We start from the raw sequence: 24632 nt of genomic DNA, 5'->3' as shown, positions 1-24632 counted from the left end.
GCTACCTACTGAAGATGAAATTCCAGAAGCATGCACTGTGAACGTCCCATTTTACTTGTTCAGCTGCAAGAAACAATGAACTCTGACCATATAAGTATAGCAATACATGAATAAGACTATCATTTTACACATCTGCTTATCCAAAGGGTGGGGTGGACTTGAAATGTACCCTAGCCGCGTCGGTAAAGAGCTTTTACACCGAGGCTACCAAGTTTTTGGGTTATGCTTAGACAACACTAAAGTTGCGGACTCATTTCACTTTGTTGGTATGACGACATTCTTTTCAAGCTCAAAGCAAAAACTAGTCACAATACAACTTCTCGCTCTAAATCAATGGGTGAAAGAAAACGGTATCACACATATTCATTGCCATAAGTCTGGCGATCTACTAGTCGCAGCCCTGTTAAAACAACTTCAGCCACAGCTTAAGGTGTTTTTTACTGAACACATGGGAGTTACTCGACCAAAGAAGTCTCTCTATCATCGCTGGGTTTACTCTAAAGTTAATCAAATATTCTCTATTAGCAATGCCACCTATCAACGCAATGTCAAAGCGCTACCAGTGACTCGCGACCAAATATCGGTCCTATGGTTAGGAACGGATATTTCAGACTTTACCCCTATCGAAGATTCAGAAAAAAAGCAATTGCACAAAGAACTGGAGCTTAGAACTGATTATTTGACCATAGGCTGCGTTGGCCGGCTATGTGATGGAAAAGGACAAAAAGAGCTGATCGAAGCATTTGGGTACCTAAAAGAAAGCGCACCAAATACCCAATTAATTATTGTCGGGGGCTTATTAGAACAAGAAGGTGCTGACGTAGATTACGTGGACAAACTTCAAACGATTGCTAAAAAATCTGCAGCCTATAGAGACATCCACTTTACAGGCTTTCGCTCAGATACTAAAAAACTTCTGTCGTTAATGGATATTGTCTGTATTCCATCTCATAACGAAGCTTTCGGGCTTACCGTAATTGAAGCGATGGCGGCCACTAAGGCGATAGTAGGATCCAACACTGGTGCAATTCCAGAGATAGTTGCCAATACAGGACTACTATGTACGCCAACAAGCGCACAAGATATAGCCAGAAAACTCAAACAGTATGTAGACTCTGAATCCCTAATGAACAATAATGCTGTACTTGCTCGTCAAAGAGTTCTTCAAGAATTTGCTATGGATAGCCACATTGAAAAGCTACTAAAGCGATACTACCAATATTAAGAGAAGTAAATCATTGAGTTCCACTATAACGTCGCCTTTAACTGAACGCTTTTTTCTAAGCGCTATTTTTCTATCTCCAGCTTTACTATTATGGACACCAAATTTTACCGTTGGGGTTGTTGGACTCACAGTATTTCTATCACTTTATGTACTATTCAATAATAAAAATTCAGTATCTATTGATCAGTTTGATTGGGCAGTAGTTATTGGCTTAAGCGCTTACGTCTTAGCTAATATACCCGTTGCGATTATAGATGGAGATACGTTCCGTTACTTCAAAGGCCCTATTAGGTTCCTTCTTTGCATTCCAATATACCTTGCCCTTAAAACAACTCTTAAATCTAAGGCTAGTGCAACAAGTGCAATGGAGCTTGGTGTTATTGTTGGTTCTTTCGGCGCACTCGGAATCGCTATTTATCAATTTTTCATTCTAGCCATGCCTCGCGTTGATGGCTTTCTGTACAGCATAAATTTTGGGTACCTTAGTTGTGCGCTTTCTTTTCTTGCATTATGTTTGGTTAAAAACTCCCAGCGTAAAATATGGTTACTCTCAGCAAGTATAGTAGCTGCTGCTGCGACAACACTTACGCTAACTCGCGGCGCAATGTTTGCCATTCCTATTCTTTTAGTTTTTTTCGCACTACTAAACTGGAAAAGGCTTAGCTTAAAACTTATCTCTATATCTGCTCTGGTTGTTATCGCTATTTCATTCGCTGCTTACAATTCCATAGACGCCGTTGAAGATAGAATTGACTATACAATTATGGAATTTACTCAGATAGCTCAAGGCAATACGGAGAAAGCAAAATCATCCGGTGGACGTTTGCAACTGTGGAAGTCAGCAATGTATGCGTTTGAACAAAACCCGATATTTGGTTCAACCTATGAGCAGAGAGAAGAGTTCAATAAAGAACTACACGCTAAAGGGGAAGTTACTGATTGGGTATTAGGCATTAGTCGAGGTCATGCCCATAGTCAGTACTTCGAAATGTTGGCAGGTAATGGGTTGTTTGGTATTGCAGCAATCCTAGCGATACTTGTTTTTCCTTGGACTTTCTTTACTTATCGTTTCTTAAAATCAAACTCGACACTAGCAATGACTGGCAGTGTCTTTGTCGCTGGTTTTATGGTTTACGGATTAACTGAAGCGCCATTACAAGCTAATCTTATCAGTACGTTTTATGCCTTTACGCTTGCGACTCTCTTTGCCTTAGTTCAACTTGAGACAAATGGTAATCAATCAAATGACTCAAAATAATATACTGGTTATCGGGCCTTCATGGGTCGGGGATATGGTGATGTCACAGAGCTTGTATATCACCCTAAAACAGCTCAATCCGACTAGTAAAATTGATGTTCTTGCTCCAGCTTGGTGTAAGCCTATTCTAGAGAGAATGCCCGAAGTTAATAGAGCGATTGAAATGCCTATCGGACATGGGCAATTTGACTTGTTTGGCCGCAGAGCTATAGGTAAAAGTCTGTTAGGCAGTTATGAAAACGCTTATATATTACCAAACTCAGCCAAATCCGCACTGATCCCTTGGTTTGCGAATATTCCGAAAAGAACTGGATGGAAGGGAGAACTCCGTTTCGGCTTACTCAATGATTTGAGACCTGATAAACGTGCGTTCCAATATATGGTTGAACGCTACGTTGCGTTAGCATTTCCCAAAGACGAAATGCTCAATAATGTTAGTTTGAGCAGCTGCCCCTCACCGAAACTCACTATAGATGAAAAGGCGAAAATTGCTGCTAGAGCAAAGCTAGGTCTTACTTCAATTAAACCAGTGATTGGGCTATGTCCTGGTGCTGAATTCGGCCCAGCTAAAAGGTGGCCAGACAAATATTATGCCGAAGTGGCTAACTATCTTATCGAGAAAGGCTATCAAGTATGGCTATTCGGTTCGGCCAAAGATCATGATGTCACAGATAGAATCCGCAATGCTCTGGTCGATGATAATAAACGAGATTGTTATAACTTAGCAGGTAAAACATCCTTAATTGAAGCTGTTGACCTACTTGCCGCCTGTCAGACCGTTGTATCTAATGACTCAGGACTAATGCATGTGTCGGCTGCCGTCGGGTGCAATATCGTGGCTATTTACGGGTCAAGCTCACCGAAATACACTCCGCCTCTAACAGAGAAATTAGAAATGGTGCATACTGATATCGAGTGTCGACCATGCTTTAAGCGTGAGTGCCCGTTAAGTCATCAAGACTGTTTAAATAAACTTTACCCTGATCAAGTTATCACCGCATTAAACAAATTCATCGAGTACTAGTATCTATGAAACATCTTTGGTTTGAACGAGGCGCTTACGCATCTAAAAAAGCTCGCAAGTACATTTCTACTGAATTTGACCCTAAGAGTATTTCGAAGATTGCCATTATTCGCCATGCTGCACTTGGCGATCAGGTTATCGTAAGACCCTTCCTAATCGAAGCTCGAAAGTTTTTTCCGAATGCAAAAATTACTTTAGTTGGCGTATCTAACTACATGTATGGTACACCTGAAGATTTGGTTGATCATGTGCATGTGATGCCAGGGAAAGATAAGAAAGCTTCCACAAGCTTCAAAAGCAAAATCGACAATATTCGTGAATTAGGTGAACAGGATATTATTTTTGATCTAGCGAGTACTAATCGATCTCACTGGATGGTTGCGCTCACTAAAGCAAAACTAAAAATAGGCTTTCCATATAAGAGCTACCTCAGAGGAACTTTATTCAACCTCGCAGTATTCCGCTCTGACTTCCAGCCTGAGGTTGAATGCATGCTAGACATGCTCAAACTACTTGGCCACAACCCTACTCGCCCTTTAGACTTCGGTTACCCTAGTCACCATGACATATATGATAAAGACAAGCCTACCATTCTGTACTTCAATGGAGCTTCAACTGAAACGAAAATCCTGTCTAAAGAAGAAATGTTTGAGCTCGTTGAACAAGCGATAGCTAACTTTCCTCACTACAACCATGTCTACCTCGAAGGAAAGAACAATTATGAGAAGGGAGAGTATCTAGAGAGTTTAACCAAGCACGATAACTTTTCTATCCAGCCCTGCATTCCTTTAGAAGAGCTTGTCACTACAATAGCAAAAGCTCGTTTACTGGTTGCTCCCGATACAGGCATTCGAAACATAGCAATATCAACTCACACACCTACTGTCGGTATTTTTTACTCTACCGTACCATTTAGGTATACGCCTCTTTATGATAATCACTCAATTACAATGAAAGGAGATGGAAATAAACCATCAACTCAAGATATCATTTGCGTGATGAATAATGAACTAACCTAAACCACAAGGGAAATGATGGCTGATTTTCAAGTTGTAGTCGTAAATCGCTTAACCCGACTTATCGGGAATGTTTTTAAAGTACTAGCATACCCATTTCATTGGATATTCCCAAATAAGCGCTTTGCAATACCTGACTTTTCAAAGGCCAAAACGATCCCAAGTGAAAAGAAACAAATTCCAAGGAAGATCTGGCAGACGAATTATTCGAATATGAGCACAATGCCTATGTACATGAACTACTTGTACAATCGCATGATGTCTATGAGTTTTGATTATCAATACGTTAGTACAGAAGAGCGTGATATTTATTTAAAGAAGCATGCTTCACCTGAAGTCTATCAAGCCTACCTGAAGCTGAATGATGGTGCAGCACAAGCAGATCTATGGCGCTTAGTCGTTCTAAATACGGAAGGTGGCATTTACATGGATATTGATGCCACTCTCGTGTGGCCTTTAGAGAAACAGTTAAAGGACAATTGCGGTGCTATGTATGTGTCTCTAAAGAAAAATGGGCATTACACCAACTACTTTATTGCCAGCGCACCAAACAACCCTGTACTCACAGAGGTCATTAATAATATCGTAGATAACATCAATAACCATGATGGTGAAAAATCTGTCTACGCAACTACTGGTCCATGGGTTTTGACTCAAGCCTTAGAAGGTAAAGATGTGTACTCGCGTGAACGTAAATACGTATGCATCCAAGGTTCTTTTACGAATGAACATTTTCAATACCTTGATAAGCCGAGAGGCAAATGGACACATAAGTCAGCAAAAGACATCATTAAACACTAATATGCAAACTTGTATCCGAATTATTTACTCTATGGTGCTGCTTATTGCAGCGCCTTTTCTTTTATTTGGTTTACTCAAAACTAAGCAAGGAAAGCCAAGTATAGGGAAACGTTGGAATGAGCTCTTTGGGAAGACGCCATTAATTAATAATAGCGCCAAGGACGTGGTTTGGATTCATGCCGTTTCTGTAGGTGAAACCATCGCTGTTACCCCATTTATCAAAGCACTAAAAAAGCGTTCTCCAGAAACTCAAGTCATACTAACAACAACAACAACCACTGGAGCTAAACAAGCTGAGTCACTGAGCGAATTAGTTACTCACCGTTATATGCCAATCGACTTTCCATTCGCAGTAAAAGGCTTCCTAGAAGCGGTTCAACCCAATAAATTAATTATTGTTGAAACAGAGCTTTGGCCCAATACAATCCACACTGTTGCGAAGTTTGGTGTGCCTATTTATGTATTGAATGCTCGCCTTTCAGAGAAGTCCTTTAAAGGCTATAAGCGAGTACAACCTTTATTTGACACTATTGCACCATGCCTATCGCAAATTCTGTGTTTACACCAAGATGATGCGGTACGATTTAAAAAGCTTGGTGTTAATGAAGCAAAAATCTCAGTAACAGGGTCAATTAAGTTTGATATTAGTGTTAGCTCAGAGGTTACGGATAAGGCTGCCAACCTCAAGCATTCGTTAGGAAAGAATAGACCTATATGGATTGCTGCTAGTACCCACCAAGGAGAAGATGAGCTTATTCTTCATGCTCACAAAAAGGTGCTAGAAAAAGAACCTAGCGCTCTACTCATCCTTGTCCCCCGTCATCCTGAACGGTTCAACCGAGTATTCTCTTTATGTGATGATCAGAGCCTTGTTTGCTCAAGACGCTCAACTAACGACCTAGTAGGTGAAAATACACAAGTGTACCTTGGTGATACCATGGGTGAACTTATGGTGATGCTAGGCGCGAGTGACGTATGCTTTATTGGCGGTAGTTTAGTGGGAAATAAAGTTGGCGGTCATAACCTTCTAGAGCCAGCCGCTCTTGGCAAACCGACAATAATTGGGCCTAGCTATTTTAATTTCACGGATATCACCAATCAATTGACTAAGGCAGGGGCAAATATCATCTGTTCTGAAACTGAACTTAGTGATCATGTTGTCAAGCTTCTCAGCTCTCCAGCTAAGCGACACAAAATGGGGGAAAAGGCCTTAACTGTTGTCGACGCTAACCGCGGAGCATTAAATAAGTCTTTAGACCTGATTTTGGATTAGAGCCCACTCACTATCCATCCAAAATATACTGCGCTTGACAACTTCCTTCTCAAACGATCTTTTTAATCTATCCAAATTACTCTGCTTCCAGTCCTCGCCTGATTGCTGGAAGCACTTATCAAAATCGATGATCCAAACCTTATTTTGGTCATCGATAAGAATGTTGTGAATGTTCAAGTCAGTGTGATTAACCTGAGCGTCGTGCATTTTTTTGATTTCTTGGCCTATTTTTTTATACATACTCGCTGGGAGTGACTTTTCGATCAAGATCGACACAATATCTCGTGCATTGGGAATCTTTTCACTCAGTAAATCTGCTTTGTACGTAAAGCCACTCTTCACCGCACGAGCCGCGATTGGCTTTGGTACATTCACGCCCGCTGCAATTAAAACATTAAGAAGTTGCAATTCTTGGTAACTGCGAGTTTGATCCCAACCAGAAAAGCGGTAGCTGTCTTCCACCAGCTTACCAAACAAACCGCCACGGCGATAATGACGTAGTGCCGCCTCTATAGTTTCAGTTTGTACAAACCAAGTTGTGCCTCGACCTTGAGCACTGCCAATGACTTTGCCATTTTTTTGCCAAAAATCTGGGTTGAATACCTGCTTAGGATCTTCTTTTAGCAAGGCTTCATCGTACCAAATCGTCTGATTATCAAATTGCAAGGTCTTCATGCTAGGCTTTCTCTCAATAAATGCTGCTCGGTATTTTACATTTATTGAGCCTCTCTGCATAATCTTCGCTATTACTTGCTAACTGAACTCACTATGCCGCTTTTTACCTCTGCTCCTAAATCCATCTGCGTGTTGCGCTTGTCCGCCATTGGCGATGTCTGCAACACAATTGCGGCCGTACAGGCAATACAGCGCCAATGGCCTGAAACTGACGTTGTCTGGGTAACCGGAAAGCTTGAAGCCAAGCTGATTGAAGACTTATCAGGAATTAAAGTTGTTGTCTTTGATAAAAAAGAGGGCTGGCAGGGTTATAAAAAGCTTTGGGCTGAGCTAAAGGACTACAAGTTTGATGCCTTGCTTCATCTGCAGTATGCATTTCGCGCAAGCATCGCCACATTAGGTATTAAAGCGAGATACAAACTCGGTTTTGATGCAGTACGTAGCCAAGACTTTCAATCTCTGTTTACCAACGTCAAAGTCCCATCCCCCAGCTCTATGCATGTGCTAGATGGTTTGCTGGCGTTCGGTGAAGCTATTGGTGTAACTGATATGTCCCCGAGCTGGGAGATTGATTACAGTGTGAGTGATTCAGCGTGGGCGATAAGCAAGTTAGCTACGGATAAGCGTAACTTGGTAATAGTGCCAGCGGCGAGCAAAGCTTATAAAAACTGGACGGCCGATGGCTACGCTCAAACAATTAAACATGCCCACCAATTAGGGTGGAACATTATCCTTGCAGGTAGCCCAGCACAAATTGAGCTTGATTTAGCCAATGAGATTGAGCAGCTAATCAATATTCCTGTTAACAACCTCGTAGGAAAAAGCTCCCTAAAAGAGATGTTGGCGTTGCTCGACAAGGCTGATTTGGTCATTGCACCGGATACAGGCCCTACACACTTGGCGAATGCGGTTAATACACCAGTGATCGGCTTATATGCTCATCATAACCCTGAGCGCACTGGCCCTTATCAATATCGCCAATATGTCGTCTCTGCCTATGAAGAAGCTATCCAAGCAGAAACAGGCAAGCCTTCTAACGAGCTTAGTTGGCGAGCCAGAGTCAAAGACAAAACTGCAATGCAACGTATTCAACCAAAGCAAGTCACCGCTATGTTTGATAAAGTAACCGCCGAACTCGATTTACATTAAGCTCCTAGAGACTTTAGAGGTATAACAGTGAGTAAACCAACCATCGCCGTCGCACTGATCGTTAAGAACGAAGCGCAGCACCTTAAAGCCTGCTTGGAAACTGTTCATGACTGGGTCGATGAAATTGTCGTGCTTGATTCGGGCAGTACCGACAACACCAAAGAGATTGCTAACCAGTTTACTGACAAGTTTTTTGTTAGTGAGACATGGCCTGGATTCGGTCCACAACGTCGCCTCGCTCAATCTTACGTAGAGTCAAATTATGTGCTTTGGCTTGATGCCGACGAACGTGTTACACCAGAACTGAAAAAAAGCATTCTAAAAGCAGTGTCTGAAAATAAGCCTAATTCGATTTATCAAACAGCACGTTTAAGCTGGGTATTTGGTCGCTACATTCGTCACTGTGGATGGTATCCAGATCGAGTGCTTCGCTTATACCCAACCAAGCTGACCCAATATAACGACTCGCTGGTACATGAAAAGGTCGAAGTGACCAATGAAATGAAGGTCGAAAACCTACAAGGTGACTTGATTCATTTCACATACAACGATATGAACCACTACTTAGTAAAATCAGCTGGATACGCTAAGGCTTGGGCTGAGCAACGTGAGAAAAAAGGCAAAAAGAGTAACATTTCCCAAGGGCTCCTTCATGCTCTTGGATGCTTTTTGAAGATGTATGTGATTAAGGCCGGTTTCCTAGATGGCAAACAGGGCTTTTTGCTGTCGCTGCTCTCTGCTCACTCTACCTTTGTGAAATACGCGGATCTCTGGATTCGGACAGAAACGGAAGAGATGCCGAGTAGCGAGTAGCGAGTAGCGAGTAGCGAGTAGCGAGTAGCGAGTAGCGAGTAGCGAGTAGCGAGTTTAAAGCCAAAAGGCTGTGTTCAAATCGAACTCAGCCTTTTATTTTTTCAGGATTAGCCTTTGACACTTTTTCCTAAAAATGGCCCTATCCAAGGCTGCAATTCATCAATTACCTTTAAGATATCAATACGCGCCATATCTTCCTGACTCGCTTTGTCATCCGCTTTGGGTGGGCAGAAGGCGATATGATTACCTTCTGAGTTGATTGGCTTCCAACGTAATGGCGTTGCAGAACGTTTACTTGGGAAGAAGCCAACAGTAGGCACATCAATCGCAGCCGCAATATGCAGTGGACCAGTGGAACCAGCAATAAACATATCTGCACAGGCAATAGAGCAAGAGAAGTCCACTAAGCCATCATTGTTATCGTAAAGCACCGCACTGCGGCCATTCTCTGCCATCAGTTTTTGTAACTCCGCCGCTTTTTGCTCTTCTCCTGGGCCAGCAGTCAGCACCACCTCAAAATCGCCCTCTAAGCCACATACCAGCTGGGTGTATTGTTGTAGTGATAAATTATTTGCACTACCGCCACTTCCTGCATGGACATAGATCCATGGTTTATCGCTATTTAAACTCAATTGCTGCGCCAGTTTCGCTTTTTGCTCAACAAGCTGTTGGTCGCTAAACGAAAGATAAGGTGCAGAAGGTTCAACAACTTTCACTTTATTGTCGGTCAGGAAGGCACGAATAAGGTCGAGGTTATATTCAAATTCAGGCTTAGCAGATTGCGAACGTTTCTGCTTGATGCGTTTATTGTAAAAAATCTGCGCCAGCTTAGTTGCTGGAGCTAATCGATAAGGGATTTTACCTTTCCAGACTAACTTAGCGTTATAAGTGGTTGAGAATAGATTGATTGAGGCGTCGAATTGCTCGGCACGAATCTGCTTTATCAATTCGATTTGTTTGGCTTTGTCACTTTTCTCTGTTGGGTCAACCAACACGCTATCAATCCAAGGACATAGCTCGGCCAATGCCACCGTGTAGTTAGGGACTAGCGCTGTGATGTGGCAATCTGGTAGTGAGGCTTTCAACATAGCAAAGCTTGGCCAAGCTAGCATGAAGTCACCAATTTTATCGTTACGCACAACCAGTATCTTTTTCATCGTCCCATCCAATTGTCTAATTTGTCCCAATGATAGCGGCTTCAGTGGGTAATTGTGAGCCTTTTTGTTAATATTGAAGCAGATGGAATGAATTGAGTATCTTAATCGTGAGCCAAAAACGCCTGTCCCGAGTGATTTATCCGGGCACTTTTGATCCTATTACTAATGGACATTTAGATCTTATCGAGCGCGCTGCCGATATGTTTGATGAAGTCATTATTGCAGTCGCGGCCAGCCCAAGTAAAAACACCATGTTTACCTTAGATGAACGAGTCCATTTTGCCCAGGAGGTCACAAAGCATCTAGATAATGTTACCTCAAAGGGCTTTTCGGGACTGATGGTCGATTTTGCCAAACAAGAACAAGCCAATGTGCTTATTCGCGGCCTTCGAACTACCGTCGACTTCGAATACGAATTCGGCCTGACCAACATGTACCGCCGTTTGATGCCTGGTTTAGAGAGTGTGTTCCTGACGCCAGCTGAAGAACATGCGTTTATCTCTTCAACCATAGTCCGCGAAGTCGCTATTCACGGTGGTGATGTGACCAATTTTGTCCCGCAAGTAGTGGCAGAGGCGTTGAAAGAAAAAGCGAAGGTGTAAGCGAGTGGCGAGTGGCGAGTGGCGAGTGGCGAGTGGCGAGTGGCGAGTGGCGAGTGGCGAGTGGCGAGTGGCGAGTGGCGAGTGGCGAGTGGCGAGTGGCGAGCAAATTGTGAAGGGTTGTCACTATGTGCCAACCCTTTTCTTTTAAATACAGATAGGAATCAGTACTACCAGCAACTTTTGACTCACGCACAGTCCACTCTCGTAGCGAAGCGTTCTAGCGTCTCGCTCTCCCTCTATTTCTGACATTCAGCACAAAAAAACGTATTGCGTTGGCCGATTTTAAGCTCTTCAAGTGGTTCTCCACAGCTTGGGCATGGCTCTCCAGCTTTACCGTAAACCTGAAGCTCCTGAGCAAAATATCCGGGCTTGCCATCTGCTTGAGCAAAATCCTTCAGCGTCGTACCGCCTTGCTTAATGGCGGTAGCCAGTACCTGTTTAATCTCGTCGACAAGTAAAGCCCACTCTTTGCTAGTCAGCGTTCCTGCAGGTCGGGTTGGGTGGATTCGTGAACTAAACAGAGACTCATTGGCGTAGATATTACCCACACCGACAACCACTTTGTTATCCATAATGAATTGCTTCACCGCGACTCGCTTACCTTTAGCTTTTTCAGCGATATATTCACAGCTAAAATCATCGGTAAGTGGCTCTGGCCCCATCGTACCTAATGCAGTATGAGTCCCATCTTCGGTCCATAGCCAGGCCCCAAAACGCCTTGGATCGTTGTAACGCAGTACCTTGCCGTTAGTCAGTTTGAGATCAACGTGATCGTGCTTTGCTGGAGCGATCTCTGCATCCAAAACTCGTAAAGAGCCCGACATACCTAGGTGGACTATCGCGCTACCAATATCGGTCTCAATTAGTAAGTATTTGGCTCGGCGAGAGATATTACGAATCACCTGCCCTTCCATTTGCTTAAGCTCTGTTGGAATGTCCCAACGCAGCTTAGGTGTACGAAAAGTAATTTTGGCAACCGTCTCACCGATTAAGTGAGGGGATATCCCCATTCGGCTCACTTCAACTTCAGGTAATTCAGGCATGTATGGGTCCTAGTTTCGAGTTTCGAGTTTCGAGTTTCGAGTTTCGAGTTTCGAGTTTCGAGTTTCGAGTTTCGAGTTTCTTTAGATTGTTGCTCGGGGAACACAGCAAATCAAAGTGATTAAAGCTCGTTCGGAACAAGATACTCACTTTGCACTGAAATCGCGATCCACTTATCCTGCCAGTTTTTTAATAGCCAAAATTGAGGCGTTTGATAATACGTGATCCTTTGCGGCTCTTCCTGATCCAAATACCAAGCTTCAATGGATTTCGGGGAGGTCAACTGAGGCTTCAAGCTATCAAAGTTCTCTTGTGTCACTTCAGTTCCCACCAAACTCTGCCAACGCTGCGCAAGTTCTTGTTCAGCAATGGAGGTGGGGATCGTACTGCGCCAACGACCTTGGTTCTTTTCCAGTGACCAGTTTGAGAAATGTAATGCTTGCAACTCAGCATTGGGATTGAACAAATATGGGGGCTGGCTTTGCATCACCGGCTCATCAATCAAATAGGTTTTGATCAATGTCGGCAAATTCAGCAGGCCGATAAACGCAATAATGCCCAAGATAAGGATGTTGTTCCAACGCCTGCGGCGCGATGGGGAAACTCGCATGATTCAGTCTTTTCACTGCTATTAACTCGTTAAAAAATAGCAGAAAAAAGAACAATAAAAAACCCAACCATATTTCTATGATTGGGTTTCAAATTCACGCTTCCAGAAGGAAGTTCAAAGAATAATCAATTACTTGATTTTAGCTTCTTTGTACATAACGTGCTGGCGAACTACAGGATCAAATTTTTTGATCTCGAATTTGCCTGGCATGTTACGTTTGTTCTTATCAGTCGTGTAGAAGTGACCAGTACCTGCAGAAGATACTAGACGGATTTTCTCACGTACGCCTTTCTTTGCCATTGTCTATTTCCTCTTAAACGTTTACGCCGTTTGCACGGATATCAACAAGAACAGCATCGATGCCTTTCTTGTCGATGATACGCATACCTTTAGCAGATAGACGTAGTTTAACAAAACGTTTTTCGCTCTCTACCCAGAAACGATGAGTTTGTAGGTTCGGCAGAAAACGACGCTTAGTAGCATTGCGTGCGTGTGAACGGTTGTTACCCGTTACTGGACGCTTACCAGTTACTTGGCATACTCGTGACATGAATGTCTTCTCCAAAATCGTTTCAGCTCGATATCAACCTTGGTGGCCGAACCTCTCAGTTTCTAAAGTTAGAAGTTTGAGGTCTTATACCGCTATGGAAACCCATACAAGGCTATCAAAGGTCGCGCATTATACTAACTTGCGTAGCATTGCTCAAGACCCGAACAGATCCTTTTTACAGGTTTTCCTGATCTTTTTTAGGCAGAGCTGATTTATGTGCTAAAAAATGTCGGGCGATTGTAGCAGAAATCGACGTTCCCACAACCAAAACTTAAACAAAATCACAGAAAATAGCCGTTTCGAGGTTCTGGAAGGTCGCTCCTAGAAAGATTTCAGCTACTTAACAGTTGCAGATTTGCTGCTAATCAACCCCGAAATCGTTTTATCTACTTCTCTAATCGATCCACTAGCCTCTCTCGCAACTTGAAACTCGAAACTCGAAACTCGAAACTCGAAACTAAATTATATCCACCCTCGTTCCGCGAAAGACACTATCTCACCGTCTCCGATAACAAAATGGTCAAGCACTCGAATGTCCACCAGCGCCAGCGCATCACTGATTCGGCAGGTAATTCTTCTATCGCTTTGGCTAGGCTCTGCAATGCCTGATGGGTGATTGTGCGCGAGAATAAGTGCCGCTGAATTAAGTTCTAATGCGCGTTTTACCACCTCTCTTGGATAAACTGATGCGCTATCGATCGTACCTTGAAATAATGACTCACCATGTATCACTCGATGCTGATTGTCTAAAAATAGTACGTAGAATTCTTCTCTCTGCTTATCTCTTAGTAGACCAGATAAGTAAAGTTTCGTCTGCTGTGGACTGGTTAAAGCATCGCCTCGCTGCAAGGACTCAGACAAATAACGTTGAGTCATTTCCAACACGGCTTGCAGTTGAACATATTTGGCCACTCCTAAGCCTTTATAGTGACAAAACTGCTTAAGTTCCGCAGAAAAAAGCCGACGTAATGAACCAAACTCGCCGATCAAGTGATCAGATAACGCCAGCACATTCATTCCTTGCGTACCCGTTCGAAGAAAAATTGCTAATAACTCAGCATCGGTCAGTGCTTGTGGTCCGTGTGACAATAGCTTCTCACGTGGCATCGACGATTTCGGTATGGATTTCATTGTGTTCTCATCATAGTTATCAACCAAGCTAGGCTAGTATCACTCAAAAGGTACTCTGAGCACGAAATGAAATACTCTAACCGCGACACTTCAGACATTCTTGAGCAACACCCTAGTCAATTAAGTAGGAGATGTTTTGCTCCACTTCCAAATTCAATAACTCAGATAGCGACTCTAGGCACACAATTATTAGCCGTGTTATCTTACGGGCAGAAATTTTAAGGAAGATCATCATGCAAACACTCGCAGGTAAAAAGATCCTTTTAGGCATTAGTGGTGGCATTGCTGCTTATAAATGTGTCGAACTTACACGTCGATTGATTGAACGCGGAGCACAAGTTCAGGTTGTTATGACAAATGCAGCCAAAGAGTTCATTACCCCACTTACTATGCAGGCAGTCTCCGGCAGACCGGTATCAGATAGCCTGTTAGACCCTGCTGCTGAAGCGTCAATGGGTCACATAGAGCTTGCTAAATGGGCAGACTTAGTTCTACTGGCTCCAGCAACCGCAGATTTAATTGCTCGCATGAGTGCGGGTATGGGTAACGACCTGTTAACGACTTTGGTGTTAGCGACAGACTCTCCGATCGCGGTTTCACCGGCAATGAACCAACAGATGTACCGAAATATCGCCACTCAAGAGAACATTGCAACGCTAGAACGTCGTGGCATGCACATCTGGGGCCCGGCAGCGGGTGAACAAGCTTGTGGAGATGTCGGCCCTGGCCGCATGCTTGAACCAATGCAACTCGTCGGACTCTGTGAGCAATTCTTCGCTGAAAAACCATTAAAGGGTCAATCAGTGGTTATCACCGCAGGCCCAACACGTGAAGCAATCGACCCTGTCCGATATATTTCAAACCACAGCTCAGGGAAAATGGGCTTTGCGCTCGCACAAGCGGCACACGCGCTGGGTGCAAAGGTCACCCTAATTGCAGGCCCTGTTTCACTGGCAACCCCTGTAGGTGTTGAACGTATTGACGTCGATAGCGCGCAAAGCATGTATGACGCCGTTATGGAACATGCACCTAATCACAGCGTATTCATCGGATGCGCTGCGGTGGCCGATTACCGTCCAGCAACCATCGCAGAGCAAAAAATAAAGAAAACCGATGATAGCGATCAAATGACCATTAGTATGATCAAAAACCCGGACATCATCGCCTCCGTTGCCGCTCTGACTGAAAATAGACCCTTTACTGTTGGCTTCGCTGCTGAGACTCAAGATGTTGAAAGCTATGCTCGTGGGAAATTGGTCAAAAAGAATTTAGACCTCATTTGTGCCAATGATGTCTCAGTTGAAGGTCAAGGCTTTAATAGCAACAACAATGCAATCACCGTATACTGGAAAGATGGTAAGCAGTCACTTACTCTTGCATCAAAACAACAGATAGCACATCAAATAATGATGACAATCGCGGAGAAACTCGACGCTTAAAGCGCATTCATCTCTAGAGATGGAAATACCGCAGAACAAGGGGTTGTCAGGTTTGAGCACAAAGAGATTCAAACCCTTTTTTATTCAGAATGGTAACAAAATAAGGAAAGCTTCATGGCCGGAACACGAAAAACCAACCGCCGAGATGAAATTTTGCAAGCATTAGCCGAAATGCTGGAGTCAAATGAAGGTGCTTCACGCATTACAACCGCAAAACTCGCTAAACAAGTTGGCGTTTCAGAAGCTGCGCTATATCGTCACTTTCCAAGTAAAGCGCGAATGTTTGAAGGCTTAATCGAGTTTATCGAAGAGTCTTTAATGTCACGCATTAACCGAATTCTCGATGAAGAGAAAGACACTCTGACGCGAATTCGCCTAGTATTACAATTAATCTTGGCCTTTGCTGAGCGCAACCCAGGTCTGAGCCGAATTTTATCAGGCCACGCTCTGATGTTTGAAAATGAGCGCCTGCGTGATCGAATCAACCAGCTGTTTGAACGCATCGAAACCTCACTTCGTCAAATTCTGCGTGAGCGTATGCTGCGCGAAGGAAAAGCCTTTCCAGTGGATGAAAAAGTATTGGCGGCCCAGCTATTGGGACAAGTTGAGGGAAGCTTGAACCGATTTGTTCGCAGTGACTTTAAATATCAGCCAACCGCTAATTTTGAGGAATACTGGGCGCTACTGAGCGCACAAATAAAGTAATAATTATGAGTAACAGAACCACCGTCGAAAAACCTAAGTTTTCTATTGCCTTAATGCACCCTAAATACTGGGGGGTTTGGTTTGGCTTTGGATTACTGGCCCTAATCGTTAATATCCTCCCATATTCTGTGCTATTTCGCATAGGACGTGGTATTGGACAACTTGGCATGCGAGTCGGTAAGTCACGTGTTCATATCGCTAAACGTAATCTGGAACTCTCTTTCCCTGACCTATCAGAGTCAGAGATCGACAACATGGTAACAGAGAACTTTAAGAACACGGGTATGGCGCTGATTGAAACGGGTATCACTTGGTTCTGGCCTACGTGGCGCTTTAAACGCATTCTTGTTGCTAAAGATATCGAACTACTAAAACGACTCGATAAAGAAGGTAAGGGGGCTCTACTTTGTTGTGTTCATGCTCTCAACCTTGAAATTACCGCACGCGCTTTTGGTGTACTTGGTCTGCAAGGTTATGGGGTTTACCGTCCACACAGTAATCCAGCCTATGAATTTATTCAGTACCGTGGTCGCAGCCACAATGATAACCAATTGGTATACCGTCGTGATATCAAACAGATGATTCGAGTACTGCGCGATGGGCACCGATTGTTCTATTTACCAGACCAAGACTATGGTCATAACAAATCGGTATTTGTTCCTTTCTTTGCCGTAGAAGAGGCGTGCACAACCACAGGAACGAGCATTATTGCTTACACAAGTAAATGTGCCATCGTGCCAGGTTCAGGTTTCCGCAATGCTGACGGTAAATACGAGATCATCGCTGATCGTGATATTTCGGCTGATTACCCGAAAAAAAATGAAGTTGCCGCCGCAGCCTACATGAATAAATTTGTTGAAGAGATTATTATGCGCGCACCAGAACAGTGGATGTGGTTACACAAGCGCTATAAATCGCTGCCAGATCATGCCCTGACTAACTCACGTTATAAATAATAAAGGCGTCGCTGAATGAGCACCAACGAAAAAAACAGCATTGATAAACATCTACATAACCCGACTTTTGAGTGGTCTTTTCTCCACCCAAAACATTGGGGAACTTGGCTGGGTATCTTCTTCGCCGCCCTGTTTGCTTTTATGCCATACCGCTGGCGAGACAGCCTAGCACGCAAACTCTCTGTATTTGCTGTACGAAAAAATGGCCGAGTCGTTCGTCGTGCAAAAGTAAATTTAGAATACTGCTTCCCTGAGAAATCAGCGCAAGAGCGCCAAGCGATCCTTGAAGAGACTTTTGTAAAAGCCGCTCAGTATCTATTGGGCTACTCGGAGTTTTTGCTTCGTTCAACCAAACATAACCAAGACCGCGGTGTGATGATAGGTGAAGAGAATATCCTACCTCTGCTGGACGCCGGTGAGAATGTCATTATCCTTGCACCACATGCCTGGGCTGTTGACTACCCTGCGGTGATGCTTGCTGCAAAAGGCTACAAAGTGACAACGATTATGAAGCCGCAGCGTAACCCAATTGGCGATTGGCTAATGCAGGTACAGCGCATGCAGTATGGTGGTCGAATTTTTGCCCGTGAAGCTGGGGTTAAACCATTTGTTCGTTCAATAAAGGATGGATATTTGGGTTACTGGCTACCCGATGAAGATTTTGGTCCTGCCAACTCAGTATTTGTCCCCTTCTTTGGTACTGAAAAAGCGACACTTAAGGGATTTGGCAAAATGGCTCGCCTGTCAAAAGCCAAAGTCGTTCCTATTCTGCCTGCTTACAACGATAAAACAGGTAAATACGAAGTCCATATCCTACCCGCTCTCGAAAACTTCCCGACTGGCGATGAAGAAACGGATGCGCGCGCTATGAATCAAGCGATTGAAGATCTGGTTCGCCCTCGTCCTGAGCAATATATGTGGAACTTATCGTTACTGAAAACACGCCGAGATGGTGTGGGTATTTACGATAATTCGTAAAGGCGGTTGCGAGTTGCGAGTTGCGAGTTGCGAGTTGCGAGTTGCGAGTTAAAATATTTAAGGGTTGACGCACAAACGTCAACCCTTTTTGTTTAGCTACGCTATGGAGGCGAGAGCTGGATTATTATCTCTTCGAGGGAACAAGTCCTGTCAACACCTTTGCACTAAAGTTTCTTTCACCGTTCTACCAGCTCAAACCTCTCGGTGGACGAAGTCAGTTCTAGAATCTCGCAGGGCGTAGCCCGATCTCGGAGCGCAGCGTTCTCGAGACTCAGTCTCTAAATCCCGTACTCAGCTCGGTACGCTTTCACTGCTTCAAGGTGCTCTGCATCGGTACCTTTCTCTTCTAGAAATGTCACTAAGTCCGTTAGGCTAACGATTGAGATGATTGCACAACCAAAGTCACGCTCCACTTCCTGAATCGCAGACAGCTCACCCTTACCTTTTTCTTGACGGTCAATAGCCACAAGAACACCCGCAAGGTCTGCACCATTTGCCTGAATGATTTCCATTGACTCACGAATTGCAGTACCAGCAGTAATCACATCATCTACAAGCATAATACGACCTTCTAGTGCACTACCGACTAGGTTGCCACCTTCACCGTGATCTTTTGCTTCTTTACGGTTGAAGCAGTAAGGCGTATCTAGATCGTGGTGATCCGCTAGCGCAACTGCTGTCGTTGTCGCAATCGGAATACCTTTGTACGCAGGGCCAAATAGTACATCGAACTCAATGCCAGAATCTGCTAGTGCTGCTGCGTAGAAACGACCCAGACGCGCTAAGTCACGACCAGTATTGAAAAGACCAGCGTTAAAAAAGTAAGGGCTCTTACGACCGGACTTCAGAGTAAACTCACCAAACTTCAGTACTTCCTTTTCTAATGCAAACTCAATAAATTCACGCTGGTATGCTTTCATTACTTTCTCCGTTTATTAGTTTCTAGTTCCTAGTCCCTAGTCCCTAGTCTCTAGAAAAGATAACTCAAACTATCTAAATCAATTTTCTAACGCCGCCTTCTGCGCCGCTACAATCTCGGTAATACCTTTGGTTGCCGACTCGAGCAATTTCATCAGCTCAGCATGGGTGAACGGTTCGCCCTCTGCCGTACCTTGAACTTCGATCATACGACCATCTTCGGTCATCACCACATTCATATCTGTGTCTGCTGCTGAATCTTCTGTGTACTCAAGGTCACAAAGGATATCCTCACCTAAGATGCCAACAGAAACCGCCGCTACGTGGCCTTTCATTGGATTCGCTTTGAGCTTGCCCTTCTCAACTAAGTGTTGGAATGCATCCGCCATCGCTACGCTCGCACCAGAGATAGACGCAGTACGGGTACCGCCATCAGCCTGAATAACGTCACAGTCAACCGTTACCATGATTTCACCCATCGCCTCTAGATCAACAACGGCACGCAAGCTACGTGCAATCAGACGTTGGATTTCCATCGTACGACCACCTTGCTTGCCACTTGTGGCTTCACGACGCATACGTGAGTGCGTTGAGCGTGGCAACATGCCGTATTCAGCAGTTACCCAGCCTTTACCCTGACCTTTTAGCCAGCGTGGAACGTTCTCTTCAACGGTCGCATTACAAAGTACTTTTGTATTGCCGAATTCAACCAATACAGAACCTTCTGCATAAGCTGTGTAGTTACGAGTAATTTTGATTGGGCGGACTTGATCCGCCTTGCGATCGTTTGGACGCATGGGCATCTACCTTATATGAAGGGGGAGACGTTTTAGGTTGGGGCAGGATGATAGCATACCGAGTGGCGAGTGGCGAGAAGGATAACACCACTTTCACTTGCGTCACCCTGAAGGAAGCACAATCGCAATTCAGAATCTAACTTCCGCACAAGCTGCTTTAGATTCCAGATAGCTCGAAGCTCGAAGCTCGGAACTGTGTTACTATTGCCTCGCGTTATTTTCAAAGATGATTAAACAGGAAAATTCGATGATCTATAGTATGACAGCCTACGCACGCCAAGAAGTGAAAGGCGATTGGGGCACAGCAGTATGGGAAATCCGCAGTGTTAACCAACGCTACTTGGAAACCTACTTCCGCCTGCCAGAACAGTTCCGTGGCTTAGAACCAGTACTGCGTGAACGCTTCCGTAAGCGCTTGGCGCGCGGCAAAGTAGAGTGTGCTTTACGCTTTGAAGCAAACCCTTCAGCAAAAGGCGAACTGAGCATCAATGAAAGCTTGGCAAAGCAAGTAATCGACGCTGCTAACCAAGTGATGAAAATGACCGGTGAAGATAGCCGCCTTAACCCTTTCCAGATTATGAACTGGCCAGGTGTGATGGAAACATCTGAACAAGATATGGACGCGGTAAACAAAGACCTACTCGCTGGATTTGATCGGGCTGTAGACGAGTTTATTGAGGCTCGTGGTCGCGAAGGCGAAAACATGAAAGACCTGATTGTTCAGCGCTTAGATGCTATCACAGAAGAAGTGGTCAAAGTACGCGCTCGCATGCCTGAGATCCTTGAATGGCAACGCGAACGTCTGTTCTCTAAGTTTGAAGAAGCAAAAATTGAGCTAGATTCATCACGCGTAGAGCAAGAGCTGATCTTACTGGCGCAAAAATCTGACGTGGCAGAAGAACTTGACCGCCTCGATTCACACGTCAAAGAAGCGACTAATATCCTCAAAAAAGGCGGCGCTTGTGGCCGTCGTTTAGACTTTATGATGCAAGAGTTTAACCGTGAGTCGAACACACTGGCCTCTAAATCTATCAGCACCGATATCACCGCATCAGGCGTAGAACTTAAAGTGCTTATCGAGCAGATGCGCGAGCAGATCCAGAATATAGAATAAGCTCTTCACCATAACCAGCCCATACCATAAAGCCCTGTACATCAGGGCTTTATTTATTTTTAGCCTCTCTACTAAAACCACAAACTCTTCATTTAACCCCAAATATGTGGGTACCAATATGGGTACCAAACACCTCTGGTACCCACTAAAATAATCAAGTAACCTAATATTGGTACCCATTAATGTGCATTTAGTATTTATATACAAGGAGTTGTAGATGTCTAAGCTCACCGTGAAAGAGATTAACTCTCTAGTGAAAGACAATAAGATTGGACGCCACAGCGATGGATAGGGCTTATACCTCATGCTTCGAGCGAGCGGGAAGCCATACTGGGTACTGCGCTATACACTGTTTCAGAAACGCAGAACGATAACCCTAGGCAAACTCAGTGAGATGCCACTGAAAGAAGCAAGGCTAAAAGCAGCAGAACAAAGAAAGCTCATCTCTGAGGGTGTCGACCCGATAGCCAAACGCAAATCAGCTCATCAAGTAAGTATCCATTTTGTGGATGACCTATTTGAAGACTGGCATCAAGAGCTCTCTAAACGCCTCAAGCACCCCAACATTCCAGCCCGCATTTATCGTAAAGAAATAGCCCCACTCATCGGTCAGCAGCAAATAAAGCACGTTACCCCGCTTGATATCAGACAGATTGTCCAGAAAGTGGCGAACAGTGGTCGCCCAACCATAGCGAATGACACTTTAATGTACTGCAAGCAGATGTTCAGACACGCTGTTAAATTCCAATTTGCCGATAGCAACCCTGCCCTAGCGTTAGAAGTCAGTGACGCTGGTGGTATAGAATCAGCAAGAGAGCGACACCTAAGCATTAAGGAGATTGAGCAGGTTTTTGCTGTATTTAGAGAAAATATATTCAGTTTCGGGCGTGATAATTACCTTGCCTGTGCATTACTGCTTTGCTTGGGTGTGCGTAAAGGTGAGCTAACGGAAGCGAAGTGGGAAGAATTTGATTTGGGGAATGCGGTTTGGAGTCTTCCAAGTGAACGCAGTAAGACTGGTTCTGGCTTTGATGTTCCCCTTCCTGCCATTGCTGTAGAGTGGTTAGAAGAGCTTCATACCAGAGCTTGTGGCTCCGAATATGTGTTCCCTAATAGACGAGCTAGCAAAGTACCTCACATGGGCAAGGATACGCTCAATCGAGCGATAGCTAAGCTGTTTGGACGAGAAGCTGGCAGAAAACAACAGCCACCTAACAAAATGGGAGAGCTTGAGTACTTTAGCGTACATGATTTACGTCGAACCTGCCGTAGCTTGCTCGCTTCTGCTGGTGTACCAAGCCATATCGCTGAGCGATGCTTAAACCACAAACTGAAAGGAGTCGAAGGCATTTATGACAAGTATGATTACATGGATGAGCGTAGAGATGCGCTAGAAAAAATTGTCGACTCAATTGCTCCCTCGATAAACCATAATGATTAGTTAAAGGGTCTTAGCCCCTTTAACTAATCATTCGTCATTATCGTCCTGAAATAGAGCCTCTTACACGCTGAACAATTACAGCGTCATGGCTAGTGAAGTGGTTCAAGCTTGAAAGTTTGGTGTATATTGGGCTATTCGTAAGTTCAAATTCATCTGCATATACGTTTAGCGCATTGAGTAACCATCCACCAAGTGCAACCAAGCCCCCACCTTTGACTCCCGCTAACTCCATTCCTGCACCCGCAGCAGTAGGCAAGAACCCTGAAATATTTAATCGCGACATTCGTTTTTTATTATTTTCTATTTTGGTCACTTCTTCTTTGAGCGCCCTCATTTTGTTAAATCACTCCCCTTCATCCATATCTGAAAACTGATTAACGATACTAGGCAAAGAGCGTATTAGGCTATTGGACAGCGCGGAGTCGAGCTCAAGAATGTCCATATCGTTATCAATCGCAAATATCTCCTTAAGTAGAGTATCAAGCTCTGACTCTTGAATTTGCTTCGATTCAGCATGAACACCATTGTAAAAGCCACTAATCACTCGGCAGGCTTCTACCTCAGAATATTGTTCCCCATCAAACGGAAAATGATGAGCTCCAAGCCCTTGGGCGTATTCATACGCCATTGCTGCTGTTGATAGTTCAAGATAAATATCTCGCCCTCTGAGCTCGAAACCTTTGGCTGCCATACTTGAAACGCCTAGTCGATGTGTTGACACCGCCCCCTCTTTATTGACCATATACTCGCCATATTGCCACTGCTCCGAAAGCACTTGCACAAGGCTTTGTATTGATGGGCTCTCAATACGAGAGCATTGATGAAGGAACTGATATTGCTCATCACTTGAAAAAGTAGTCCCAATTATCCCTGACTTTTTTTGTATGCCACGAACAGTTGAGGCTGCAAGCCGCCTTGAGAAAGTTAGCGAGTCGGGCGCAACAAATAGTAATCGACCGCGTGCCACTAGCTCCTGAAACTCATATCTGTTCAGCATAAACATATTGTAGAAATGCTGTGCATCTTTATTTAAGGGCAATGCGATGATGACCTGTTCATACAGCGTCAAGTAAACCCTCAAGTTCTGACGGAGGAAAACTGACGCATCCACGAAACAACGTGACTTTTTCTCTAAAAATTTAGGCAAAAGGAATGAGGTCTTTTGCTCTTTCTCATCACCGCTAAATACTGATTGTCGGTTTTGAGCCCAAAAGTCTTCGTCCTCTTCGTACCTTGTAAGCAAAGATTTAGAGAATTGTTTCTGCACTAAGCCGTTAGCATTAGATTGTTATGTTGATTTGACTCATACTCCACCACACCCGGATACTCATTAATTTCAGGTTTGTGCTCAAAAACAAAATCATAACCTTGATAGCCTATAGACTCACAGATCAGCTGTATTTCTTCTTTCTCCTCTTCATTTAAGCGCTCTTTAGACAAAAAGAGGAATACGTTCGTATTGAACTTAAAATCAAAATGAAAGGGGTGATACTTACGGGGTATATGTAAATTCAGGTAATTAATCACTTCATTTACGGTCATAGGCTGTCCATGCGTTAGCGCCTTTTCTAACCTACTGCGCGACTCTATTAACTGAAACCCTTTTGAAACCTGTCCCACTATCTTTCCGGTTGGTATACCCGCAGTATGGTACTTTCGATAATGCTCATTAAGCTCATCAAGAAGTGTATCATTGCCTTCTACATCCAATACGACAGCATATAGACTCTCACCATCCGTAAACAACCCTTTATGGTCATACTGGTGAGTATCAAAACGAAATCGCTCATAATCGTGTCTAATCACATCCATGACAGGAATACTAAAAGGAAATGCTTCAGTCATACTCTTTTCCATCCAAACATAAAAAACACGCCCAGAGGCGTGTTAGTAGGGTTGTTTTTTATTGCACGTTTCTTGGCTGCTTTAGCTAGTTTTTGTATTGTTTTGAGATAAAGG

Annotated in this window: 27 protein-coding genes and 1 pseudogene; 16 read left to right on the top strand and 12 right to left on the bottom strand. The window is 44.0% G+C overall.

What is annotated here, in order from left to right; genetic code table 11:
- The first annotated feature begins 106 nt into the window (after window positions 1-106).
- From DA100_RS15535 to waaA, 6 genes are read left to right on the top strand one after another with little or no spacing between them, the layout of a single operon-like run.
- Window positions 107-1225, top strand: a complete 1119-nt coding sequence (locus DA100_RS15535) for a glycosyltransferase family 4 protein (protein ID WP_240800941.1) — start codon at window positions 107-109, stop codon at window positions 1223-1225.
- 13 nt (window positions 1226-1238) lie between these two features.
- Window positions 1239-2483 (top strand): O-antigen ligase, encoded by a 1245-nt coding sequence (locus tag DA100_RS15530; protein ID WP_240800940.1) that lies wholly within the window; start codon window positions 1239-1241, stop codon window positions 2481-2483.
- Window positions 2470-3507: a lipopolysaccharide heptosyltransferase II gene (gene waaF / locus DA100_RS15525; protein WP_138972955.1), complete on the top strand. Its 1038-nt coding sequence runs from the start codon at window positions 2470-2472 to the stop codon at window positions 3505-3507. The genes DA100_RS15530 and waaF overlap by 14 nt, the downstream gene beginning before the upstream one ends.
- A gap of 5 nt (window positions 3508-3512) precedes the next feature.
- A complete protein-coding gene (locus tag DA100_RS15520) occupies window positions 3513-4526 on the top strand; it encodes a glycosyltransferase family 9 protein (RefSeq protein WP_138972954.1) in 1014 nt (337 codons plus the stop codon).
- A 15-nt stretch (window positions 4527-4541) separates the two neighbouring features.
- The gene (locus DA100_RS15515) at window positions 4542-5324 is read left to right on the top strand and encodes a glycosyltransferase (RefSeq protein WP_138972967.1); all 783 of its coding nucleotides are present in this window, start codon (window positions 4542-4544) and stop codon (window positions 5322-5324) included.
- A 1-nt stretch (window position 5325) separates the two neighbouring features.
- Window positions 5326-6597, top strand: a complete 1272-nt coding sequence (waaA, locus tag DA100_RS15510) for a lipid IV(A) 3-deoxy-D-manno-octulosonic acid transferase (protein WP_138972953.1) — start codon at window positions 5326-5328, stop codon at window positions 6595-6597.
- Here the strand turns inward: waaA and DA100_RS15505 are convergent.
- Entirely contained in the window at window positions 6577-7272 is a 696-nt protein-coding gene (locus DA100_RS15505; protein WP_138972952.1) for a 3-deoxy-D-manno-octulosonic acid kinase, read from the bottom strand. The two genes, waaA and DA100_RS15505, sit on opposite strands and share 21 nt — an antisense overlap.
- A gap of 93 nt (window positions 7273-7365) precedes the next feature.
- Between DA100_RS15505 and DA100_RS15500 the strand changes: the two genes are divergently transcribed.
- Window positions 7366-8421 (top strand): glycosyltransferase family 9 protein, encoded by a 1056-nt coding sequence (locus DA100_RS15500; RefSeq protein ID WP_138972951.1) that lies wholly within the window; start codon window positions 7366-7368, stop codon window positions 8419-8421.
- Between the two features lie 21 nt (window positions 8422-8442).
- Window positions 8443-9234 (top strand): glycosyltransferase family 2 protein, encoded by a 792-nt coding sequence (locus tag DA100_RS15495; RefSeq protein WP_171052231.1) that lies wholly within the window; start codon window positions 8443-8445, stop codon window positions 9232-9234.
- Window positions 9235-9341: 107 nt separating this feature from the next.
- On the opposite strand, the gene DA100_RS15490 is transcribed toward DA100_RS15495, so the two are convergent.
- Entirely contained in the window at window positions 9342-10391 is a 1050-nt protein-coding gene (locus DA100_RS15490) for a glycosyltransferase family 9 protein (RefSeq protein ID WP_138972949.1), read from the bottom strand.
- A gap of 107 nt (window positions 10392-10498) precedes the next feature.
- Here DA100_RS15490 and coaD point away from each other — a divergent pair, with 107 nt between their 5' ends.
- Window positions 10499-10993 (top strand): pantetheine-phosphate adenylyltransferase, encoded by a 495-nt coding sequence (coaD, locus tag DA100_RS15485; protein ID WP_138972948.1) that lies wholly within the window; start codon window positions 10499-10501, stop codon window positions 10991-10993.
- Between the two features lie 4 nt (window positions 10994-10997).
- Window positions 10998-11141 carry a hypothetical protein gene (locus tag DA100_RS21030; protein WP_171052229.1) on the top strand — a complete coding sequence of 48 codons (144 nt, stop codon included), beginning with the start codon at window positions 10998-11000 and terminating at the stop codon, window positions 11139-11141.
- 88 nt (window positions 11142-11229) lie between these two features.
- Here DA100_RS21030 and mutM read toward each other — a convergent pair whose 3' ends face one another.
- From mutM to radC, 5 genes are all read right to left on the bottom strand, one after another.
- Window positions 11230-12036: a bifunctional DNA-formamidopyrimidine glycosylase/DNA-(apurinic or apyrimidinic site) lyase gene (gene mutM, locus DA100_RS15475; RefSeq protein ID WP_138972946.1), complete on the bottom strand. Its 807-nt coding sequence runs from the start codon at window positions 12034-12036 to the stop codon at window positions 11230-11232.
- A 119-nt stretch (window positions 12037-12155) separates the two neighbouring features.
- On the bottom strand, window positions 12156-12644 hold the full coding sequence (locus tag DA100_RS15470; protein WP_138972945.1) for a hypothetical protein: 489 nt from the start codon (window positions 12642-12644) through the stop codon (window positions 12156-12158).
- 129 nt (window positions 12645-12773) lie between these two features.
- On the bottom strand, window positions 12774-12944 hold the full coding sequence (rpmG, locus tag DA100_RS15465; RefSeq protein WP_004410866.1) for a 50S ribosomal protein L33: 171 nt from the start codon (window positions 12942-12944) through the stop codon (window positions 12774-12776).
- A 13-nt stretch (window positions 12945-12957) separates the two neighbouring features.
- The gene (gene rpmB, locus DA100_RS15460) at window positions 12958-13194 is read right to left on the bottom strand and encodes a 50S ribosomal protein L28 (RefSeq protein WP_004743834.1); all 237 of its coding nucleotides are present in this window, start codon (window positions 13192-13194) and stop codon (window positions 12958-12960) included.
- Between the two features lie 462 nt (window positions 13195-13656).
- Window positions 13657-14325: a DNA repair protein RadC gene (gene radC, locus DA100_RS15455; RefSeq protein WP_138972944.1), complete on the bottom strand. Its 669-nt coding sequence runs from the start codon at window positions 14323-14325 to the stop codon at window positions 13657-13659.
- A gap of 233 nt (window positions 14326-14558) precedes the next feature.
- Between radC and coaBC the strand changes: the two genes are divergently transcribed.
- From coaBC to lpxM, 4 genes are all read left to right on the top strand, one after another.
- Entirely contained in the window at window positions 14559-15764 is a 1206-nt protein-coding gene (coaBC, locus tag DA100_RS15450) for a bifunctional phosphopantothenoylcysteine decarboxylase/phosphopantothenate--cysteine ligase CoaBC (RefSeq protein WP_138972943.1), read from the top strand.
- A gap of 114 nt (window positions 15765-15878) precedes the next feature.
- Window positions 15879-16469, top strand: coding sequence for a nucleoid occlusion factor SlmA (gene slmA / locus DA100_RS15445; protein WP_138972942.1), 591 nt, complete (start codon window positions 15879-15881; stop codon window positions 16467-16469).
- Between the two features lie 5 nt (window positions 16470-16474).
- Window positions 16475-17425 carry a Kdo(2)-lipid IV(A) acyltransferase gene (locus tag DA100_RS15440; protein ID WP_138972941.1) on the top strand — a complete coding sequence of 317 codons (951 nt, stop codon included), beginning with the start codon at window positions 16475-16477 and terminating at the stop codon, window positions 17423-17425.
- Window positions 17426-17440: 15 nt separating this feature from the next.
- Window positions 17441-18403 carry a lauroyl-Kdo(2)-lipid IV(A) myristoyltransferase gene (gene lpxM, locus DA100_RS15435; RefSeq protein WP_138972940.1) on the top strand — a complete coding sequence of 321 codons (963 nt, stop codon included), beginning with the start codon at window positions 17441-17443 and terminating at the stop codon, window positions 18401-18403.
- A gap of 278 nt (window positions 18404-18681) precedes the next feature.
- On the opposite strand, the gene pyrE is transcribed toward lpxM, so the two are convergent.
- Complete coding sequence (gene pyrE, locus DA100_RS15430) at window positions 18682-19323, bottom strand: orotate phosphoribosyltransferase (protein WP_138972939.1); 642 nt, start codon at window positions 19321-19323, stop codon at window positions 18682-18684.
- Between the two features lie 78 nt (window positions 19324-19401).
- Window positions 19402-20118: a ribonuclease PH gene (gene rph, locus DA100_RS15425; RefSeq protein WP_138972938.1), complete on the bottom strand. Its 717-nt coding sequence runs from the start codon at window positions 20116-20118 to the stop codon at window positions 19402-19404.
- A gap of 247 nt (window positions 20119-20365) precedes the next feature.
- On the opposite strand from rph, the gene DA100_RS15420 reads away from it, so the two are divergent.
- Together DA100_RS15420 and DA100_RS15415 are read left to right on the top strand one after the other, a co-directional pair.
- Window positions 20366-21232, top strand: a complete 867-nt coding sequence (locus DA100_RS15420) for a YicC/YloC family endoribonuclease (RefSeq protein WP_138972937.1) — start codon at window positions 20366-20368, stop codon at window positions 21230-21232.
- Between the two features lie 217 nt (window positions 21233-21449).
- Window positions 21450-22673: pseudogene (locus DA100_RS15415) on the top strand (integrase arm-type DNA-binding domain-containing protein).
- Between the two features lie 37 nt (window positions 22674-22710).
- Here the strand turns inward: DA100_RS15415 and DA100_RS21390 are convergent.
- Genes DA100_RS21390 through DA100_RS21380 form a run of 3 tightly spaced genes read right to left on the bottom strand, consistent with a single transcriptional unit; the run spans window position 22711 to window position 24518 of the window.
- A complete protein-coding gene (locus tag DA100_RS21390) occupies window positions 22711-23007 on the bottom strand; it encodes a hypothetical protein (protein ID WP_240800939.1) in 297 nt (98 codons plus the stop codon).
- A gap of 9 nt (window positions 23008-23016) precedes the next feature.
- Window positions 23017-23940 (bottom strand): hypothetical protein, encoded by a 924-nt coding sequence (locus tag DA100_RS21385; protein ID WP_240800938.1) that lies wholly within the window; start codon window positions 23938-23940, stop codon window positions 23017-23019.
- Window positions 23940-24518 carry a hypothetical protein gene (locus DA100_RS21380; RefSeq protein WP_240800937.1) on the bottom strand — a complete coding sequence of 193 codons (579 nt, stop codon included), beginning with the start codon at window positions 24516-24518 and terminating at the stop codon, window positions 23940-23942. The genes DA100_RS21385 and DA100_RS21380 overlap by 1 nt, the downstream gene beginning before the upstream one ends.
- Window positions 24519-24632 lie beyond the last annotated feature (114 nt).

The organism is Vibrio sp. Hep-1b-8 (genome assembly GCF_006124995.1).
GTDB lineage: Bacteria > Pseudomonadota > Gammaproteobacteria > Enterobacterales > Vibrionaceae > Vibrio.
This window is presented reverse-complemented; position numbering and strand designations above follow the sequence as displayed.

Excerpts from the sequence above, each read along its gene's own strand:
- DA100_RS15535 (WP_240800941.1), top strand. The coding sequence starts at position 107 with ATGAATAAGACTATCATTTTACACATCTGCTTATCCAAAGGGTGGGGT.
- waaF (WP_138972955.1), top strand. The coding sequence starts at position 2,470 with ATGACTCAAAATAATATACTGGTTATCGGGCCTTCATGGGTCGGGGAT.
- DA100_RS15520 (WP_138972954.1), top strand. The coding sequence starts at position 3,513 with ATGAAACATCTTTGGTTTGAACGAGGCGCTTACGCATCTAAAAAAGCT.
- DA100_RS15515 (WP_138972967.1), top strand. The coding sequence starts at position 4,542 with ATGGCTGATTTTCAAGTTGTAGTCGTAAATCGCTTAACCCGACTTATC.
- waaA (WP_138972953.1), top strand. The coding sequence starts at position 5,326 with ATGCAAACTTGTATCCGAATTATTTACTCTATGGTGCTGCTTATTGCA.
- DA100_RS15505 (WP_138972952.1), bottom strand. The coding sequence starts at position 7,272 with ATGAAGACCTTGCAATTTGATAATCAGACGATTTGGTACGATGAAGCC.
- DA100_RS15500 (WP_138972951.1), top strand. The coding sequence starts at position 7,366 with ATGCCGCTTTTTACCTCTGCTCCTAAATCCATCTGCGTGTTGCGCTTG.
- DA100_RS15490 (WP_138972949.1), bottom strand. The coding sequence starts at position 10,391 with ATGAAAAAGATACTGGTTGTGCGTAACGATAAAATTGGTGACTTCATG.
- mutM (WP_138972946.1), bottom strand. The coding sequence starts at position 12,036 with ATGCCTGAATTACCTGAAGTTGAAGTGAGCCGAATGGGGATATCCCCT.
- DA100_RS15470 (WP_138972945.1), bottom strand. The coding sequence starts at position 12,644 with ATGCGAGTTTCCCCATCGCGCCGCAGGCGTTGGAACAACATCCTTATC.
- rpmG (WP_004410866.1), bottom strand. The coding sequence starts at position 12,944 with ATGGCAAAGAAAGGCGTACGTGAGAAAATCCGTCTAGTATCTTCTGCA.
- rpmB (WP_004743834.1), bottom strand. The coding sequence starts at position 13,194 with ATGTCACGAGTATGCCAAGTAACTGGTAAGCGTCCAGTAACGGGTAAC.
- radC (WP_138972944.1), bottom strand. The coding sequence starts at position 14,325 with ATGAAATCCATACCGAAATCGTCGATGCCACGTGAGAAGCTATTGTCA.
- coaBC (WP_138972943.1), top strand. The coding sequence starts at position 14,559 with ATGCAAACACTCGCAGGTAAAAAGATCCTTTTAGGCATTAGTGGTGGC.
- slmA (WP_138972942.1), top strand. The coding sequence starts at position 15,879 with ATGGCCGGAACACGAAAAACCAACCGCCGAGATGAAATTTTGCAAGCA.
- DA100_RS15440 (WP_138972941.1), top strand. The coding sequence starts at position 16,475 with ATGAGTAACAGAACCACCGTCGAAAAACCTAAGTTTTCTATTGCCTTA.
- lpxM (WP_138972940.1), top strand. The coding sequence starts at position 17,441 with ATGAGCACCAACGAAAAAAACAGCATTGATAAACATCTACATAACCCG.
- pyrE (WP_138972939.1), bottom strand. The coding sequence starts at position 19,323 with ATGAAAGCATACCAGCGTGAATTTATTGAGTTTGCATTAGAAAAGGAA.
- rph (WP_138972938.1), bottom strand. The coding sequence starts at position 20,118 with ATGCGTCCAAACGATCGCAAGGCGGATCAAGTCCGCCCAATCAAAATT.
- DA100_RS15420 (WP_138972937.1), top strand. The coding sequence starts at position 20,366 with ATGATCTATAGTATGACAGCCTACGCACGCCAAGAAGTGAAAGGCGAT.
- DA100_RS21390 (WP_240800939.1), bottom strand. The coding sequence starts at position 23,007 with ATGAGGGCGCTCAAAGAAGAAGTGACCAAAATAGAAAATAATAAAAAA.
- DA100_RS21380 (WP_240800937.1), bottom strand. The coding sequence starts at position 24,518 with ATGACTGAAGCATTTCCTTTTAGTATTCCTGTCATGGATGTGATTAGA.